Here is a 16,131-nt window from a genome sequence, read left to right as displayed (position 1 = left end):
GGCTGCACACTCCAAGTGTTTGAAAGGAACGGCCATGACCTCTGGTCAACAAGCTAAGGGGACCCCTCGTCCGGGCGGCTCGCCGGGCGGCTCGCCGGGAGGCGAGGTCACCATGCGGGCCATCGTGCAGGAGTCCTACGGCTCCGCCGGTGTCCTGCACATGGCGCAGATTCCCAGTCCGGGGATTGGAGAGGACGAAGTGTTGATCCAGGTCCATGCCGCCGGGCTGGACCGGGGCACCTGGCACGTCACCACGGGCCTGCCGTACGCGCTGCGCCTGGCCTACGGCATCCGCGCCCCCAAAAACCCCGTTCCCGGGCTGGACCTGGCCGGCACCGTCATCGCGGTCGGAGCGGCCGTGACCCGGTTCTCAGCCGGGGACCACGTCTTCGGCGCAGGGAAAGGCCCCTTCGCCGAGTACGCCACCGCCCGCGAAAGCCAGCTCGCCCGCAAGCCGGCGAACATCAGCTTCGAACAAGCCTCGGTGGTTCCTGTGTCCGCCTGCACCGCCCTGCAGGCCCTCCGCACCGCCGGCCCGATAACGCCGGGGCAGAAGGTGCTGGTCCTCGGCGCCTCGGGCGGGGTCGGCAGCTACGCTGTGCAGCTCGCCAAGGCTTCCGGCGCAGTGGTCACCGGAGTTTCCAGCACCGGCAAGATGGACCTGGTGCGTTCGCTCGGCGCCGACCACGTCATCGACTACACCAGGCAGGACTTCGCCGACGGCAGCGAACACTACGACCTGATCCTGGACATCGCCGGCAACCCCGGCCTGGCGCGCCTCCGCCGGGCGCTCACCCGCACCGGAACGGCCGTCATTACCGGCGGCGAGGAAGGCGGGCCCTGGACGGGCAGTATTGACAGGCAGTTCCGGGCGCTGGCCCTGTCACCGTTCATCAGCCAGCGGCTGACCATGGTCCTGGCCAAGGCGGAGGCAGCGGACCTCGAGCACCTCGCCGGACTCATCGAAGCAGGAACCCTGACCCCTACCCTCGACCGTACCTATCCGCTGGAACAGGTCCCCGATGCAATGCGCTACTTCGATGCCGGCAAAACCCGCGGGAAAATCGCCATCACCATTCCCAAATCAGGTTCTTGACCTTCCCGTTGCGTCAACCTTTAGAGTCGGCTTATCGGCGCGGAGGTGCCGCGGAAGGAGGAACGCATGGACTGGTCGATCCAACAGATCGCCAGGATCGCCGGCACCACAAGCCGGGCGCTGCGGCACTATGACGACATCGGCCTGCTTAAGCCGAGCCGGATGGCCCCCAACGGCTACCGGCACTACGACCAGGCGGCGCTGGTCCAGCTCCAGCGGATTCTGCTGTTGCGCGAGCTGGGCCTTGGCCTGTCGGTGATCGGCGAAGTGCTTGGCGACGAGTCAGACGCCGTCAAGGCCCTGAGCGGCCACCTGAAGTGGCTGCGCCAGGAGCAGGACAGGCTGAACCGGCAGATCGCATCGGTCCAGCGCACCATCGAGGCAGTGAAAGGAGGTGGAGAGCTGATGGCAGAGAACATGTTCGACGGCTTTGACCACACCCGGTACAAGGATGAAGTGGAGGAACGCTGGGGCAGGGATGCCTATGCCAGCGGCCACTCCTGGTGGCGTGGAATGGACGCCCGGGAGAAAGCGGCCTGGAAGCAGCGCTCGCAGCAGCTCGGCAGCGACTGGATCGCCGCGGCCGGTGCGGGCATCGCCGCCGATAGCGACGAGGCGCAGGACCTTGCCCGGCGGCAGGTGGAATGGCTCCGGGGAATTCCAGGTACGCCGGCGGCATCGGGAGGTGACGTGAAGGGTTACGTGATCGGGCTCGGCGAAATGTATGTGGCCGATCCTCGCTTCAGCGCAAACTATGGCGGCGAGTCCGGCGCAACTTTCGTTCGGGACGCCCTGCGCGTCTACGCGGAAGCGAACCTGTAGCTGCGGCCGAATACTGGAAAAGCCCCCTCGGCGAGGGGGCTTTTCCCGTTGCCGGAATCAGTGCGGCGATGGGTTCAAATCCACTTCGGCGCGGCCGGAACCGCACCGTTGGTGGCTGCCATGCCGGTGGCGGTGACGCCGCCGAGCCCCCGGCCGGCGGCCCATTCGACGACGGCGGCCAACGGCCCGGAGACCACGGTGGGGGACGCCGACGTCGGATCCCCGAACGTGAGATTGCGGTCCGTCACTTTGACCACCAGTCCCGCGTCGGTGCCGCGGGTGTGCCACGCACCGGTGATGTCCTTGAGCAGGCGTTCCAGGACGGGCGCCGGGATGTCGGCGAAGGAGGCGCCGTTGTCCAGGTCGACGGCGTGCATCCAGACTTCGCGGGTGCGCATCCAGACCGTTTCCGTTGCAGGCACCTCCCGGCCCTGGATGGTCCGCACTTTGTGGTGCCAGGCATCTTCGGGGAGGTCGCGCCATTCGACGTTCAGGTGAACGGCGGAGTGGTCGAACAGGTTCCGCAGCGCGATCGGGCTGAGCGTGGCGCCGAAGTTGATTTCGTGGTCCCGCACCGACGTGGAGGCGTACATGGGTGTCTCCACGCCGGTGCCCGCCCACTCGACCAGCCGCGCGATGGCCCGCGCGTTGTAGCCGATGTGGGCCGTCACGTGGCGGCGGGTCCAGCCCCGCAGCAGCGAATCGCCGTCGAGCTCCTGGTCGCTGAGTTCGTTGAGTTTGCGGGCGAAGAACGCGGTGCCCCGCCGGGCCTGCAGCAAACCCTCGAGCAGCTGCGGGTCGGTGGTCTGGTCGGTGCGGGCAGCCATCAGGCTTCCTTGACCACGCGGTTGTTCAGCTGGCCCAGGCCCTCGATGGTGGTGACCAGGAGCTGGCCTTCCTGCAGGTAGCGCTTGGGGTCCTGGGCGTGGCCAACGCCTCCCGGGGTGCCGGTGGCGATCACGTCGCCGGGGTTCAGCGTGATGATGGTGGAGATGTAGGAGACCAGGAACTCCGGGGTGAAGACGAGGTCGCCGGTGGGGGTCTGCTGCTGGATCTCGCCGTCCACGGCCGAGGTCATGAGCGGGCCGGCGGTGAATTCGTCGCTGGTGACCAGGGCGGGGCCGAACGGGGTGGACTTCTCCCAGGTCTTGCCCTGCAGCCATTGGATGGTGCGGAACTGATAGTCGCGCATGGACACGTCGTTCAGCACGGAGTACCCGGCGATGTGGTCCTTGGCGTCGGACTCGCTGATCCGGCGGCCCTGCTTGCCGATCACCACGGCGAGTTCGGCTTCCCAGTCGACGGTGTCGGATTCCTGCGGCAGTGCCAGGTCGTCGTTCGGGCCGATCAGGGATTCCTGGTACTTGGCGAACAGGGTGGGGTACTCCGGGATCTCCCGGCCCATTTCCTTGATGTGGTTACGGTAGTTGTGGCCCACGCAGATGATTTTCCCCGGGAAGGGCACGACGGCGGCGAGGTCGGCGCCGTCGAACGGGTGCGTTGCGCCGCTGGCTGCCTTCGCGGTGTCTTCCCAGCCGTCGCTGCGGAGGAGCTCTCCGACGTCGGCGAAGCCGTCGATCTGGGTCAGGGTGTCGCCGTCCTGGCGGACGGCCGTCGTCGTTCCGTTGCCGGTGCGGAGGGTGAGGAGTCTCATTACTTGTTGCGTCCTTCGGTGTAGGTGCGGTTGAAATTCAGCCGTTCAAAGATGGGTGCGTCGCTGAAACGGAACAGGTCGAACTCGGTGTCCGCCTGCAGGGACCATTCCTGCCAGGACGGGACGACGAACAGGTCGCCCTTGTCCAGGGTCCTGGTCTCGCCGTTCAGGACCACCGAGCCGAACCCTTCGAAGACCTGCCACACGCTGGAGCCGACCTCCCGGACGGCCTCGGTGCTGGCGCCGGCACGGAGGCGGTGGAACTCGGCCCGGATGGTGGGCATCACGTCCCCGCCGGTGGTCGGGTTGGAGTAACGCACCGCGGCGTGGCCCTGGGAGACCGTGGCCGGGTGGCCTTCGTCTTCGAGGAGCAGCTGCTCGGTCAGGGCACGGTCGGTGTGTTCCCAGCGGTACGCGGCGATGGGGGAGTTGGTGGTGTCATCCAGACCCGAGAGCGGGCGCAGGCCGGGGTGGGCCCAGAGCCGTTCGGAGCGGGAGATGTCCGGGGTGGCCTCGTCGGTGACGCGCTCGGTGCCGAACTCGAAGAACCCGGCGTCGGCGTAGTGCACGAACGGGATGTCCAGGCCGTCGATCCAGGCCATCGGCTGGTCAGTGTCGTTATGGTGGCCGTGGAAGTTCCAGCCCGGGGTCAGCAGGAAGTCCCCGCGGCGCATCGCGACCGGGTCCCCGTTCACCACGGTCCAGACGCCTTCGCCCTCGACGACGAAGCGGAACGCGTTCTGCGAGTGGCGGTGTTCCGGCGCGGTTTCGTGCGCACCGAGGTACTGGATGGCTGCCCACAGCGTGGGCGTCGCGTAGGGGGTACCCGCCAGGCCCGGGTTGGCCAGTGCAATCGCGCGGCGTTCACCGCCCCGGCCCACGGGAACCAGGTCGCCCGCCCGGGCGGCCAGCGGATACAGGTCACTCCACCGCCACACATGCGGCACGGCTTTCGGGGACGGAACCATCGGCATCAGATCCGCAATCTCCGTCCACAACGGGATCAGGTTCTCGCGGTCAAAATCCCGGTACAGCTGCTTCAGCTGGGCTGCCTCTTCAGGCGTGGGCTCCGGCAGGGCGTGGCTGGCGGCCACTGAATCATGGGTCGTGCTTTCGGCGCTGATGGACACGAGGGCCTCCTCTAGGTCAGAACAGTTCGTTGGCGTAGTTCGACCCTACGGACGGAGCAGTGTGACCCCCAACATATTCTGCTGGTCAGAATTAGTTGGTCGAGGCTGAATTCTCGAGACCGACGGAGCCTTAGTCCGGCTCGGCCGGATTTGCCGCGATGTCGATCTCCAGCTGCCGGCAGGTTTCACGCAGGGCGGCGACGAGTCCGCCGTCGAACACCCTGCGGAACCGGGTCGCGGGAGTGGCGACGCTGATCGCGCCCACAACCTGACCGTGCCTGTTGTGCAGGGCGATTCCCAAGGCGCTCACGCCCTCCTCCGTGCCTTCGAAATTGGCGGCGAAGCCGTTGCTGCGGATGGACTCGAGTTCGCGCAGGAACGCCGGATACTCCGTGGCGGGAATCGTGTCCCCGCCGATCTCGGCGTTACTGCTGCGGAAGAGCTGTTCGATCATGTGCGGTTCCAGTTCGGCGAGCATGGCCTTGCCCCCTGAGGTCTTGTTGGCTGGCATGACCGTCCCCTGCCGGTCGCCGACACGTAACACATTCTCTCCTTCGACGGTGGCCAGGAAGCGCACTTTCGTCCCGACCCGCACCATCAGATTGACGGTCTCGTTGAGCCGCCCAGAGAGCAGTTCCATGTGCGGCTGGGCGAGCGAGCGGAGCAGCCTGGTCCAGCCCAGGCCGGCCGGACCGACGCCCATGGCCGGACCGGGTGCGTAGCGGCGGGTTTCATCCTGCACGGCGAACCCCCGGTAGACCAGCATGGCCAGGAGTCGGTGGGCGGTGGACGGGGCCACGCCGAGCTCCTCGGCGGCGTCCTTGAGCCGCAGCGCCCCGCCATCGCGGAGCAGCTGGAGAAGCTGCAGCGCGTTGTCGACGGCCTCGATGGAATAGGTCGGCCGCTTCTGCACGGGCTTCCTGGCTGATCTGGGTGCTGGGTTGTTCTGCACAACAGAATTCTATGGTGCTTCACCTGCGGCGGCCACGACAGTAGTGGGATGAATCACACACTTCCCGATGCAGCGCCGCACCGGTTCCCGCCCGGGGTTCCCGCCCCCACTGCCGCCGATGGGCCTGCATCGCGGTTTTCCAAAGGCTCCGCAGCCGCCGTCCTGGTCTGCTGGCTCCTGGTGGTCTTCGATGGCTACGACCTCATCGTCTACGGCACCGTCCAGTCCTCCCTGATCTCCGAGACCGGCTGGGGACTGACCAAGGCCACCACCGGAACCATCGGTTCCATGGCCTTCGTCGGCATGATGATCGGGGCAATCTTCGCCGGCCGGATGGCCGACTCCTGGGGGCGCCGCCGTACCATCCTGGGCTGCGCCGTCGTTTTCTCGATCTTCACCATCCTCTGTGCCTTCGCCCCGAACGCCGCCGTCTTCGGGGGGCTTCGGCTCCTGGCCGGCATTGGCCTCGGCGGCCTGGTGCCCTCAGCCAACGCCCTGGTCGCCGAACTGGTTCCCACGAAGTGGCGGTCCACCATCGCCACCCTGATGATGTCCGGCGTCCCGATCGGCGGATCCATCGCCGCCCTCGTCGGCATCCAGCTGATCCCCGCCTTCGGCTGGGAGTCCATGTTCCTGGTGGCCGTGCTGGCCCTGATGGTCGTGGTGCCGCTCGGGCTGAAATACCTTCCGGAGACGCTGGCCCCGGTCAGCGCCGCGGATAGGGCCACGCGCAAGACCAAGGAGCCGGCAGGCTTTTCCTCCCTGCTCCGCGCCCCGTACCTGGGGGTGAGCCTGCTGTTCGCCCTGGCGACGATCGCCACCCTGTTCGCCTGGTACGGGCTGGGAACGTGGCTGCCCAACCTCATGCAACTGGCCGGCTACAACCTGGGGTCCGCCCTGACCTTCGCTTTGGCCCTCAACCTGGGTGCGGTGGCAGGCTCGGTCATCACGGCCTGGGCCGGGACCCGTTTCGGTCCGATTCCGACGGCGATAGCCGCGGCCGCCGTCGCCGCCGGTGCGCTCGTCGTCCTGGTCACGGGACCGCCGGTCACCGTCGTGTACCTCATGCTGGTCCTCGCCGGCGTCGGCACCCACGGCACGCAGTGCCTCATCATCGCCGCCGTCGCTAGCCACTATCCCGGACACCTGCGCGGGACCGCGCTGGGCTGGGCGCTGGGCACCGGCCGCATCGGCGCCGTCGCCGCACCCCAGGTAGGCGGCCTCCTGTTGGCCGCCGGCCTGGGCGTCAATTCCAATTTCCTGGCCTTCGCCGGTGCAGCCGCCATCGCCGCGCTGCTGCTGGCCGCCATCGGCCTCAAGCTGAAGTCAAAATCCTCAATCTCTCAAGGAGCAAGCAATGTCTGAGCACGCCACGTCCACCGATGTCCTCGTCATCGGAGGGGGTATGGCCGGACTGGCCGGAGCCCTCGCGCTGCGGGAGAACGGCGCCAACGTCACCCTCGTGGAGCGGGCCCCGGAATTCGGCGAAGTCGGCGCCGGGCTGCAGATGGCCCCCAACGCTTCCCGCGTCCTGCGCCGCTGGGGCCTGCTGGAAAAGGCACTGGAGATCGGTGTCCAGCCCAAGCACCTGGTCTTCCGCGACGCCGTCACCGGCGAGGAGCTCACCCGCCAGACGCTGGACGGCGAATTTGAGGAACGCTACGGTGCGCCGTACGTCGTGATCCACCGCAGCGACCTGCACCGGGTCCTGCTCGAAGGCTGCGAGGCGGCGGGCGTGAAGCTTGTCAACGACGTCATGGTCGAAAGTGTTGAGACCGTGAACGGGCGCGGCGTGGCCCACACCGCCGCCGGCGTGGACTACGAGGCCGACGTCGTGATCGGCGCCGACGGACTCAAGTCCACCCTCCGTCCGCTCGTGGCCGGCGACGAGCCAGTCTCGTCCGCTTACGTTGCCTACCGCGGCACGGTGCCGATCACCGAAAACACGCCCAAGGCGGACCTCGAGGACGTCATTGTCTACCTCGGCCCGGACTGCCACCTGGTGCAGTACCCGCTGCGCAAAGGCGAGCTGCTGAACACCGTGGCCGTCTTTAAGTCCGCGTCCTTCGAACGCGGCGAGGAGCAGTACGGGGGAGTGGACGAGCTCGAAGCCGCGTACAAGGATTGCGTCCCGGCCGTCCGGGAAGCGCTCGAGAACCTGGGTACCAGCATGCGCTGGCCCATGTACGACCGCGATCCGATCGAAAACTGGGTCGCCGGCCGGATGGTGCTGATGGGTGACGCCGCGCACCCCATGCTGCAGTACCTCGCCCAGGGCGCCTGCCAGGCGCTCGAGGACGCGGCCGTGCTGCAGGACGCCACCAGCGGCACCGTGTTCACCCCGAACGGCGTCAACCCGGGAGCCTGGGATGACGCTATCCGGGAATTCAACATCCTCCGCGCCGGCCGTACGGCCCGGGTCCAGCGCACCGCCCGCATCTGGGGCGAATCCTGGCACGTCTCCGGGCTGGCCCGGACGCTGCGCAACCTGCTCTTCAAGAGCCGGAAGGACAACAACTTCCAGTACAACGACTGGCTCTACGGCCAGGACGGCGACGGCGTGCCGGCAGCTCGGGCCGCCGACTCCAGGCTGGCGGACCGGATTTCCGCCTGATCCGGTGACGGGTCCCGGCCCTGCTGCCGGATGAGCGATCACGTGCACCGGACCGGCTCCCCCAAGGAGCCGGTCCGGAGCACTGCCCCTCCATCGCGTCAGTCCGGCTGTCTTGAAGGCTGCCTGAAGGAAGGGCAAAGAAATTTCCGGGCCCGTGTCGATCTGCCCTCGCGCCGTTCGACCTGTGGGTGAGAAGGTCGAAGGGCGGCCTTCCAAAACCTAGGAGATTGATTGAAATGGCAAAGTACATGTTGATCATGCGCGGAACCGACGAGTCTTACGCCAACCTTGAGAAGGCCGACTTCAACGAAATGCTCGAGACCATGGGTAAGTTCAATGACGAACTGATCCGCGCCGGCGTCCTGCTGGCGGCCGAGGGCCTGGACGATCCGAAGGAGGGCGTCGTAGTGGACTTCACCGGCGAAACGCCAGTGGTCACCGACGGGCCCTACGGCGAAACCAAGGAGCTGTTCGGCGGCTACTACATCCTGGATGTGGCATCGAAGCAGGAAGCCATTGAGTGGGCCAAGCGGGCACCCATGACGGCTGGAACCAAGACCGAAATCCGCCGGGTACCCTCGATCGACGAGTTCCCCCAGGACAACGAATGGATCCAGAAGGAACGCGCGTGGCGCGAGCAGACCGGCCAGCTCTGAACCGGCCAGTTCTGACCCGACAGCTTTGATCCGGCAGTGAGCAGCAACGAGGCAAGGGCCGCCGTCGAAGCGGTGTGGCGCATGGAGTCCGCCCGCATCGTCGGCGCCCTTGCCCGCTACACGGGCGATTTCCCGCTGGCCGAAGACCTCGCACAGGAGGCGCTTGCCGAGGCGCTGGTGTCCTGGTCCGTGAATGGAGTCCCCGCGGAACCTGTGGGTTGGCTGCTGGCCACCGGCCGGCGTCGTGCGATCGACACCTTCCGGCGCCGTGCCGCCCGGGACGAAAAGTACGCGTTACTGGCCCGGGACCTCTCGGAGGAGGAGCCGGGCGCGGATTCCCTCTTCGATCCCGAAGCGATCGACGACGACGTCCTGGCCCTGATGTTCATCTCCTGCCATCCCGTATTGTCCAAGGAGGCGCGGATCGCGCTGACATTGCGGGTAGTGGGAGGCCTGGGCACCGACGAGATCGCGAAGGCGTTCCTGGTTCCGGTGCCCACCATCCAGGCGCGCATCACCCGGGCGAAGAAGACACTGGCCGCCGCCCACGCTCCCTTCGCCGTTCCCGAACCGCAGGAGCTACCGGCAAGACTTGGCTCTGTCCTCCAGGTGGTCTACCTGATCTTCACCGAGGGTTCCTTCGCGTCCGGCGGTACCTCCTGGATGCGAACGGACCTGGCCAGCGAAGCACGCCGCCTGGCCCGTGTGCTCGTGCGGCTCGCGCCCGAACCCGAGGTGCATGGCCTGCTGGCCCTGATGGAACTCACCGCCGCGCGGTTCCCGGCGAGGCTCGACTCGTCTGGCCGGCCCGTCCTCCTGGAGGACCAGGACCGACGGCGGTGGGACCAGTCCGCGATCCGGCGCGGCCGCGCGGGGCTTTCGACGGCCATAGCAGCCGGCCGCGGGCTGGGAGCCTACGGACTGCAGGCCTCCATCGCCGAATGCCACGCCGTGGCCCGCTCGGTTTCGGAAACGGACTGGCAGCGGATCGTCATCCTCTATGAGGCGCTGGGGCGGCTGTCACCGTCGCCGATTGTCGAACTGAACCGTGCTGTGGCGGTGGCCATGGCATCAGGCCCGGCTGCAGGGCTGGAACTGGTTGACGCAATCGACAGGCGCGGCGAACTCAACGGCTCGCACCTGCTGCCGGCGGTCAGGGGAGAGATACTGATCAGGCTCGGCCGGGCCGGCGAAGCGCGGGCGGCCCTGCAGCAGGCGGTCAGCCTGTGCACGAACGCGGCCGAACGCGCAGCCCTTGAACGCAAGATTGACGAGCTGGCCCGCGGGTAGGCCCCGGAACCATGGCGCCGTGCGGTCAGCGTGGCCTGTCGAGCACGGTGACTGTCCGCGGAGCCTGGAAGGACAGGAACCGGATCCATTCGGGCTCGTGATCGCTCAACTGGATGCGAGGCAGCGCCGCGGCAGCTTCCTGGACGGTGACGGCCGCCTCCAGTTCCGCGAGCTTGGCCCCGAGGCAGCGGTGGATACCGGAGCCGAACACGATGCCATAGCCGGTTGATTGTCCCTTGGCCGTCTCCGGAGAGGCCGCCTGCGCGGACCGGGACTGACTCCCAGGTGCGGACGCCGGTGTGATCTTGTTGCCGCTCAGTTCGAGGAGGATCTCCGTGCCTGCGGGGATCAGTTCGCCGCCGAGGTCCGTGGCGTGGGCTGCCACACGGCGCCAGGTCGGGACCGACGATTCGCTGTTGAGCACGTGCCGGACCGTGGCCTTGGAGCCTGCTTCGGACGCCGCGTCCTTCCAGCCCGCGGGCGCGGACCCTTCCATGAGGCGGAACAGGGTGGTGCTGATCAGCTGGGTGGTTGTTTCCTGCCCGGCGATCAGCAGGAAGTATCCGAGCGAACACATCTCGGGCGTGGACAGGCCGTGTTCTGCCAGCGACTTGAACAGGTTGCGGCCGGGAGCCGCCCTGGTTTCCGCCACGAGCTTGCGCAGCCAGGCGTAGAAATCTGCGGCGCTGTGGGCCAGTGCCAGTTGCCGGTCCGTGTCGGGCCAGCCCCAGAACAGCTCCATGGAGTCAAGGCCCCACCGCTTGAGGTCCGCGAGATCCCGGACGGGCAGTCCGAGGAGCTCGAGCATCACGACGGCCGGGGGAAACGCCGCCACCGTCTGCACGAGGTCCGCATGGCCGAAATGGCCGATCTGGTCCGCGGCGTTCCGTGCCGCTTCCCGCGCCAGCTCCCGGATCCGCGGCTCCATGGCCGCGACCGTGGCAGGGGTGAAGAATCCCGCCACGACCTTGCGGATCCCGGCGTGCGTGTCTGTGTCGTTGCTGGCCAGCACGGGTGGCAGCGCAAAGCCCACGCGCTGCAGGACGCGCAGGGCGGCCCCTTCCAGGGGCGTCACCGCGACCAGGGCATTCGCCGGGCTGAAGTCTGCAGGCCGGTGCAGCACGTCACGGACGGTGTCCGGGTCGCGCACCACGAGGTACGGGCAGCGGCCCTGGCCAGGCACTTCCGCCCGGTCAGCGCTTTCCACCTGGTCAGAGCCCTCCGCCTGCCCGACCCGGTCCGTCCACGGCCCCGCCGATCCGGCCGTCATCGCCGGGTTCATGCGGGCAGGCCGTTCAGCCATGCAGCTGCCCCCGCACGGAAAGCGGCCGGGGACAGTTCCGCGGCCTGCTCGGGCAGGGCGCCGAGGAAGGGCGCCGGCAGCGATCCGAGCACCTGCCGGTTGCTGCGGTGCACGAATTCAGGGTTGACGGGCCAGCTGCCGAGCACCACACCAACGACCCGCAGGTCCCGTGCCTCCAGTGCTTCGAGGGTCAGGGCGGTGTGGTTCAGGGTGCCGAGCCCCGGCCGGGCAACGAGGAGGAATGCGGCCGCCAGGAGAGATCCGAGATCCGCCAGGGTGCCGCCGTCGGAGTCCAGCGCCACTAGCAGGCCGCCTGCGCCTTCAACCAGGACGTGATCGTGGGACGCGGCGAGTTCGCGGACCGTCCCGGCGTGCACGGCCACCGTAGGGAGCGGCGTTCCATCGATGGCGGCAGCGGCGACGGTGGCCAACGGCTGCTGCAGGACGACCCCGGTTTCCGCCGTCACCGCGCCCGCGAGCCGCATGATTTCGCCCGCGTCGGAATCGCCTGCGGCGGCCCCGGACTGGCAGGGCTTGTACACGGCGACGCTGCGTCCCCGGCCCCGGAGGGCGGCGGCGAGGGCCGCCGTCGTGATGGTTTTTCCGACGCCGGTGTCCGTTCCGGTGACCAGAATGATGCGGGGCAGGTTCATGGAAGTTCCTCCAAAATGCCGCGCAGCACCTGTCTCTTATACACATCTAGATGTGTATAAGAGACAGGGTGGCGCGGGCGGTGAGCCGCAGGCGTGAAATTCCGTCGGGAACGGACGGCGGGCGGAAGCAGCCGACCCGGACGCCGGCCGTGCGCGCGGCCTCGGCAGCTGCCAGGGCTGATTCCGCGGACGGCATGGCGATGGACTGGACCGCCCCCGCCGCCCGGTCTACGGCGGCGCCGCCACCGGCGGCAGATCCGCGGGCTGCAAGGGCCGGGGCAGCCCGGCGGACAGCGCCGCAGCGTTGCTTCGGACGGATCCCGCGCGCCACGGTTCGTCCCGGATGATCCGCACCGCGGCGAGGGCCGCCGCTGCCGAGGCGGGCGCCAGGCCGGTGTCGAAGATGAAGCCCGGGCCCGGTTGACGAGGTGCTCCCGCAGCAGGGCGGATCCCAGGACCGCTCCGCCCTGGCTGCCCAGGGCCTTGGACAGCGTCGCGGTCACGATCACGTTCGGATGCCCCGCAAGGGCGGTCCCGGCCACCGAGCCACGGCCCTGGACGTTGCCGGTGCCGGTGACTCCCAGGCTGTGGGCCTCATCGATGAGCAGCACGGCGTCGTGTTCCTCGGCCAGTGCCAGTAAGTCCCTGAGCGGGGCTTCGTCACCCAGGACGCTGTAGACCGATTCGACGGCGATGATCGCGCGGGGTTCCGGACGGTCAGCGAGCAGCCGGCCGGCCTCCGCCACGCTGTTGTGGGTGAACGATTCGGTGCGGGAGCGGCTGAGCCGGAATCCGTCGATCATCGAGGCGTGGCAGTGTTCATCCGCGACGATCAGGGTTCCTGGGCCGCCCAGCGCCGTGATCACACCAAGGTTGGCCAGATAGCCGGAGGAGAACACCAGCGCCGACTCCATCCCGGCCAGCAAGGCCAGTTCCTCCTCGAGGTCCAGGTGCAGCCGCGTGGTTCCGGCCACCAGACGCGAGGATGTGGCGCCCGCGCCCCACAGCGACGCGGCCGCCGCAGCAGCCCCCGCAACCCGCGGGTCCGCCGCGAGGCCCAGATAGTCGTTGCTCGCCAGGTCGATGAACCGTTCGTCCGCGGTGCGGGGGAGCGGGCGGCGGACCAGGCCCCGGCGGTCCCGGACAGCGGCCTGGCGCTCGAGCCACTGGTTCATCGAGGCGTTCATGCCACGCCTCCGGACCGTGCCGGGACGCGTTCGTGGACTTCGGCGACGGCCGCCGTCATGCCCGCGGTGATCTGTTCAACATCAGCCGCTGTGCTGATGTACGGGGGCATCGTGTAGACGAGGTTCCGGAACGGCCGGACCCAGACGCCGTGCCGGATCGCCGCGGCAGTGACCGCGGTGACGTCGACGGCGCCGTGCAGCTCGATGACTCCGACGGCGCCGGTGGTGCGGACCTCCCGGACGGCCTCAAGGTCCCGGGCGGGGGCCAGCCCGACGCCAGGCCCGCGGCGATCCGGGCAACGTCGGCCCGCCACCCGCCGTCGCCGATCATGCCAAGACTGGCGTTGGCCACCGCACATGCCAGCGGGTTGCCCATGAAGGTGGGGCCGTGCAGCAGGGCCCCGGCCGCGCCGGCCGAGACGGCAGCCGCGATTTCGCCGGTGCAGAGCATGGCGGCCAGCGTCAGGTAGCCGCCGGTCAGGGCTTTGCCCAAACACATGATGTCCGGCACGACGCCGGCATGATCGGCCGCGAACAGCTCGCCGGTCCGGCCAAATCCGGTGGCGATCTCATCGAAGATGAGGAGCAGGCCGTGCCGGTCCGCCACCTGCCGCAGCGCGGTCAGGCATTCGGCCGGGTAGGCGTGCATGCCGCCGGCACCCTGCAGGACCGGCTCGACGATGATCGCGGCCAGCTCCCCGGAATGCGCAGCAGCGATGTCCCCGAGCCCGGATGCCCACTCCCGCACGGATTCGGGCGTGGCTGACGATGCCGCCGGGGGACGCGGCGCAAACACGTTGCCGGCCAGCAGGCCCGGGAAGGAGGAATGCATGCCATCCACGGGGTCGCAGACGCCCATCGCCGCGAAGGTGTCCCCGTGGTATCCGCCGCGCAGGCTAAGGAACCGCTGCCTCCGCGGGCGCCCGGCTGCGGTCTGGAACTGCACCGCCAGCTTCAGTGCGACCTCCACGGCCACCGAGCCCGAGTCCGCGAGGAACACCCGCTCCAAACCCGGCCGGCCCGGGGCAGACGGGGCCATGTCCACCAGCCGTTCGGCCAGTTCAACGGCCGGGGCGTGCGTCAGTCCGCCGAACATCACATGGCTGAAATCCGCCAGCTGCCGCCGTGCAGCGGCGTCCAGCACCGGGTGGCGGTAACCATGGATCACCGACCACCACGAGGACATCGCATCAACCACGTCATGGCGGCCGCCGTCCTCACCCCGAAGCCGCAGCCGCACGCCGTCGGCCGCCTCAACCTCCCAGAGCGGAAGGTCCGGGGACGCCGGTGCGTATGGGTGCCACAGCCGCGCACGGTCCCGCTGGATCAGGCCCATTGGCGTGTCCGTCATGGTGCGAGCACCCCGTGGCGGGAGCATTCCGCCGACCAGCCCAGTGGCGTCACCTGGACTTTCATTCGGCGTCGGCACACGGCGCAGTACCGCGGCGGTTCCATCGCGAGGCGCTCGGCGCAGCGGCGGTGAACGTCCGACGTCGGGCCGGCGCCGCCGTCGGACGGCTCGCCGCAGTGCCCGCAAAACTCAGCGGTGGTTGCGCTCGTGGATACCCCGTTGCTCGCGCCCGTGGATACCCGATTCATAGTGTTTTCTGGAGTTCCTTGATGGGCATGTTCAGCTCGACCAGCAGGTTCAGGTCGGCGGTGGCCGGGCGGCCCAGGGTGGTGAGGTAGTTGCCGACGATGACGGCGTTGATGCCGCCCATCAGGCCTTCGCGGGTGCCGAGGTCGCCGAGGGTCAGTTCCCGGCCGCCGGCGTAGCGCAGCACGGTGCGGGGCATGGCGAGCCGGAACGCGGCGATGGCGCGGAGGGCGTCCTTGCCGTCCATGATGCCCTGGTTTTCCAAGGGTGTGCCGGGGCGGGGGTTGAGGAAGTTGAGCGGGACTTCGTGCGGTTCCAGGGCTGCGAGCTGGGCGGCGAGTTCGGCGCGCTGTTCCAGGGATTCGCCCATGCCGATGAGGGCGCCGCAGCACAGTTCCATGCCGGCGGCTTTGACCATGTTGCAGGTGTCGAGGCGTTCTTCGTAGCTGTGCGTGGTGACCACTTCGGGGAAGTAGCTGCGGGCGGTTTCGAGGTTGTGGTTGTAGCGGTGCACGCCCCATTCGGCGAGCTGGTCCACCTGGCGTTGGGTGAGCATGCCCAGGGAGCAGGCGATGTTGATGTCCACGGCTTCGTTGATGCGGTCGATCGCGAACTTGATCTGGTTCATGAGCTTGATGTCGGGTCCGCGGACGGCGGCCACGATGCAGAACTCGGTGGCCCCGGTGGCGGCGGTTTCCTTCGCGGCTTTGACGAGTTCGGGGATGTCCAGCCAGACGCCGCGGACGGGGGAGTCGAACAGGCCCGACTGGCTGCAGAAGTGGCAGTCCTCGGGGCAGCCGCCGGTCTTGATGGAGATGATGCCTTCGACTTCGACGTCCTCGCCGCAGTGCTTCAGGCGGACCTGGTGGGCAAGTTCCAGGGCTGCGGGGAGTGCTTCATCCGGGAGGCGGAGTACTTCCTCGAGCTGGCCCTGGGTCAGGCCGATGCCGTCCTCCAGGACCTGCCGGCGGGCGGTTTCCAGGATTTCATAGGTCGTGGCGTTGCTGACCGCTGGGCTTGTTTTGTCGCTTGCTTCGTCGCTCGTGGCGACGTTTGCCTGAATCGTCATTGATGGGTCCTTTGCGCTTGGTGGCTGCGGATGTTCCTCCGAACCGACGCTAGTTCCCCATCGGAGACAGGATTTTGTTGGGTCTCGACAAGCAGAGGGGCGTGACTT

14 protein-coding genes and 1 pseudogene are annotated in these 16,131 nt (G+C 68.2%); 6 read left to right on the top strand and 9 right to left on the bottom strand.

Going from position 1 to position 16,131, the window contains the following annotated elements:
* The first annotated feature begins 34 nt into the window (after positions 1 to 34).
* Positions 35 to 1,096 (top strand): NAD(P)-dependent alcohol dehydrogenase, encoded by a 1,062-nt coding sequence (locus B1A87_RS08605; RefSeq protein WP_221937559.1) that lies wholly within the window; start codon positions 35 to 37, stop codon positions 1,094 to 1,096.
* Positions 1,097 to 1,162: 66 nt separating this feature from the next.
* Positions 1,163 to 1,918 (top strand): MerR family transcriptional regulator, encoded by a 756-nt coding sequence (locus B1A87_RS08600; RefSeq protein ID WP_078029560.1) that lies wholly within the window; start codon positions 1,163 to 1,165, stop codon positions 1,916 to 1,918.
* Positions 1,919 to 1,992: 74 nt separating this feature from the next.
* Here B1A87_RS08600 and B1A87_RS08595 read toward each other — a convergent pair whose 3' ends face one another.
* The 4 genes from B1A87_RS08595 to B1A87_RS08580 all read right to left on the bottom strand — a co-directional run bounded on the left by B1A87_RS08595 (position 1,993) and on the right by B1A87_RS08580 (position 5,654).
* Positions 1,993 to 2,745, bottom strand: a complete 753-nt coding sequence (locus tag B1A87_RS08595) for a maleylpyruvate isomerase family mycothiol-dependent enzyme (RefSeq protein ID WP_078029561.1) — start codon at positions 2,743 to 2,745, stop codon at positions 1,993 to 1,995.
* Positions 2,745 to 3,572: a fumarylacetoacetate hydrolase family protein gene (locus tag B1A87_RS08590; protein ID WP_078029562.1), complete on the bottom strand. Its 828-nt coding sequence runs from the start codon at positions 3,570 to 3,572 to the stop codon at positions 2,745 to 2,747. The genes B1A87_RS08595 and B1A87_RS08590 overlap by 1 nt, the downstream gene beginning before the upstream one ends.
* On the bottom strand, positions 3,572 to 4,702 hold the full coding sequence (locus B1A87_RS08585; protein WP_078029564.1) for a cupin domain-containing protein: 1,131 nt from the start codon (positions 4,700 to 4,702) through the stop codon (positions 3,572 to 3,574). The genes B1A87_RS08590 and B1A87_RS08585 overlap by 1 nt, the downstream gene beginning before the upstream one ends.
* 130 nt (positions 4,703 to 4,832) lie before the next feature.
* Positions 4,833 to 5,654, bottom strand: coding sequence for an IclR family transcriptional regulator (locus tag B1A87_RS08580; RefSeq protein WP_078029565.1), 822 nt, complete (start codon positions 5,652 to 5,654; stop codon positions 4,833 to 4,835).
* Between the two features lie 48 nt (positions 5,655 to 5,702).
* Here B1A87_RS08580 and B1A87_RS08575 point away from each other — a divergent pair, with 48 nt between their 5' ends.
* The 4 genes from B1A87_RS08575 to B1A87_RS08560 all read left to right on the top strand — a co-directional run bounded on the left by B1A87_RS08575 (position 5,703) and on the right by B1A87_RS08560 (position 10,214).
* The gene (locus B1A87_RS08575; RefSeq protein WP_078029567.1) at positions 5,703 to 7,019 is read left to right on the top strand and encodes an aromatic acid/H+ symport family MFS transporter; all 1,317 of its coding nucleotides are present in this window, start codon (positions 5,703 to 5,705) and stop codon (positions 7,017 to 7,019) included.
* Positions 7,012 to 8,268, top strand: a complete 1,257-nt coding sequence (locus tag B1A87_RS08570) for an FAD-dependent oxidoreductase (protein WP_078029570.1) — start codon at positions 7,012 to 7,014, stop codon at positions 8,266 to 8,268. The genes B1A87_RS08575 and B1A87_RS08570 overlap by 8 nt, the downstream gene beginning before the upstream one ends.
* A gap of 236 nt (positions 8,269 to 8,504) precedes the next feature.
* Positions 8,505 to 8,924 carry a YciI family protein gene (locus tag B1A87_RS08565; RefSeq protein ID WP_056626880.1) on the top strand — a complete coding sequence of 140 codons (420 nt, stop codon included), beginning with the start codon at positions 8,505 to 8,507 and terminating at the stop codon, positions 8,922 to 8,924.
* Between the two features lie 36 nt (positions 8,925 to 8,960).
* A complete protein-coding gene (locus B1A87_RS08560; RefSeq protein ID WP_078029571.1) occupies positions 8,961 to 10,214 on the top strand; it encodes an RNA polymerase sigma factor in 1,254 nt (417 codons plus the stop codon).
* A 25-nt stretch (positions 10,215 to 10,239) separates the two neighbouring features.
* Here the strand turns inward: B1A87_RS08560 and B1A87_RS08555 are convergent, their stop codons facing one another.
* The 5 genes and pseudogenes from B1A87_RS08555 to bioB form a co-directional block, all read right to left on the bottom strand.
* The gene (locus tag B1A87_RS08555) at positions 10,240 to 11,517 is read right to left on the bottom strand and encodes a cytochrome P450 (protein WP_260680755.1); all 1,278 of its coding nucleotides are present in this window, start codon (positions 11,515 to 11,517) and stop codon (positions 10,240 to 10,242) included.
* On the bottom strand, positions 11,493 to 12,170 hold the full coding sequence (gene bioD, locus B1A87_RS08550; RefSeq protein WP_078029572.1) for a dethiobiotin synthase: 678 nt from the start codon (positions 12,168 to 12,170) through the stop codon (positions 11,493 to 11,495). Before bioD ends, B1A87_RS08555 begins: the two co-directional genes overlap by 25 nt.
* On the bottom strand, positions 12,167 to 13,357 hold the full coding sequence (locus tag B1A87_RS08545) for an aminotransferase class I/II-fold pyridoxal phosphate-dependent enzyme (RefSeq protein ID WP_260680754.1): 1,191 nt from the start codon (positions 13,355 to 13,357) through the stop codon (positions 12,167 to 12,169). Before B1A87_RS08545 ends, bioD begins: the two co-directional genes overlap by 4 nt.
* Positions 13,354 to 14,708: pseudogene (locus tag B1A87_RS08540) on the bottom strand (adenosylmethionine--8-amino-7-oxononanoate transaminase). Before B1A87_RS08540 ends, B1A87_RS08545 begins: the two are co-directional and overlap by 4 nt.
* Before the next feature lie 244 nt (positions 14,709 to 14,952).
* A complete protein-coding gene (bioB, locus tag B1A87_RS08530; protein WP_078029575.1) occupies positions 14,953 to 16,023 on the bottom strand; it encodes a biotin synthase BioB in 1,071 nt (356 codons plus the stop codon).
* Positions 16,024 to 16,131: the final 108 nt, after the last annotated feature.

It is taken from the genome of Arthrobacter sp. KBS0703, from assembly GCF_002008315.2.
Lineage (GTDB): Bacteria > Actinomycetota > Actinomycetes > Actinomycetales > Micrococcaceae > Arthrobacter.
This window is presented reverse-complemented; position numbering and strand designations above follow the sequence as displayed.

What these genes read in the sequence shown, in the direction of transcription:
- B1A87_RS08605 (WP_221937559.1), top strand. Translation starts at nt 35, where the DNA reads ATGACCTCTGGTCAACAAGCTAAGGGGACCCCTCGTCCGGGCGGCTCG.
- B1A87_RS08600 (WP_078029560.1), top strand. Translation starts at nt 1,163, where the DNA reads ATGGACTGGTCGATCCAACAGATCGCCAGGATCGCCGGCACCACAAGC.
- B1A87_RS08595 (WP_078029561.1), bottom strand. Translation starts at nt 2,745, where the DNA reads ATGGCTGCCCGCACCGACCAGACCACCGACCCGCAGCTGCTCGAGGGT.
- B1A87_RS08590 (WP_078029562.1), bottom strand. Translation starts at nt 3,572, where the DNA reads ATGAGACTCCTCACCCTCCGCACCGGCAACGGAACGACGACGGCCGTC.
- B1A87_RS08575 (WP_078029567.1), top strand. Translation starts at nt 5,703, where the DNA reads ATGAATCACACACTTCCCGATGCAGCGCCGCACCGGTTCCCGCCCGGG.
- B1A87_RS08570 (WP_078029570.1), top strand. Translation starts at nt 7,012, where the DNA reads ATGTCTGAGCACGCCACGTCCACCGATGTCCTCGTCATCGGAGGGGGT.
- B1A87_RS08565 (WP_056626880.1), top strand. Translation starts at nt 8,505, where the DNA reads ATGGCAAAGTACATGTTGATCATGCGCGGAACCGACGAGTCTTACGCC.
- B1A87_RS08555 (WP_260680755.1), bottom strand. Translation starts at nt 11,517, where the DNA reads ATGGCTGAACGGCCTGCCCGCATGAACCCGGCGATGACGGCCGGATCG.
- bioD (WP_078029572.1), bottom strand. Translation starts at nt 12,170, where the DNA reads ATGAACCTGCCCCGCATCATTCTGGTCACCGGAACGGACACCGGCGTC.
- B1A87_RS08545 (WP_260680754.1), bottom strand. Translation starts at nt 13,357, where the DNA reads ATGAACGCCTCGATGAACCAGTGGCTCGAGCGCCAGGCCGCTGTCCGG.
- bioB (WP_078029575.1), bottom strand. Translation starts at nt 16,023, where the DNA reads ATGACGATTCAGGCAAACGTCGCCACGAGCGACGAAGCAAGCGACAAA.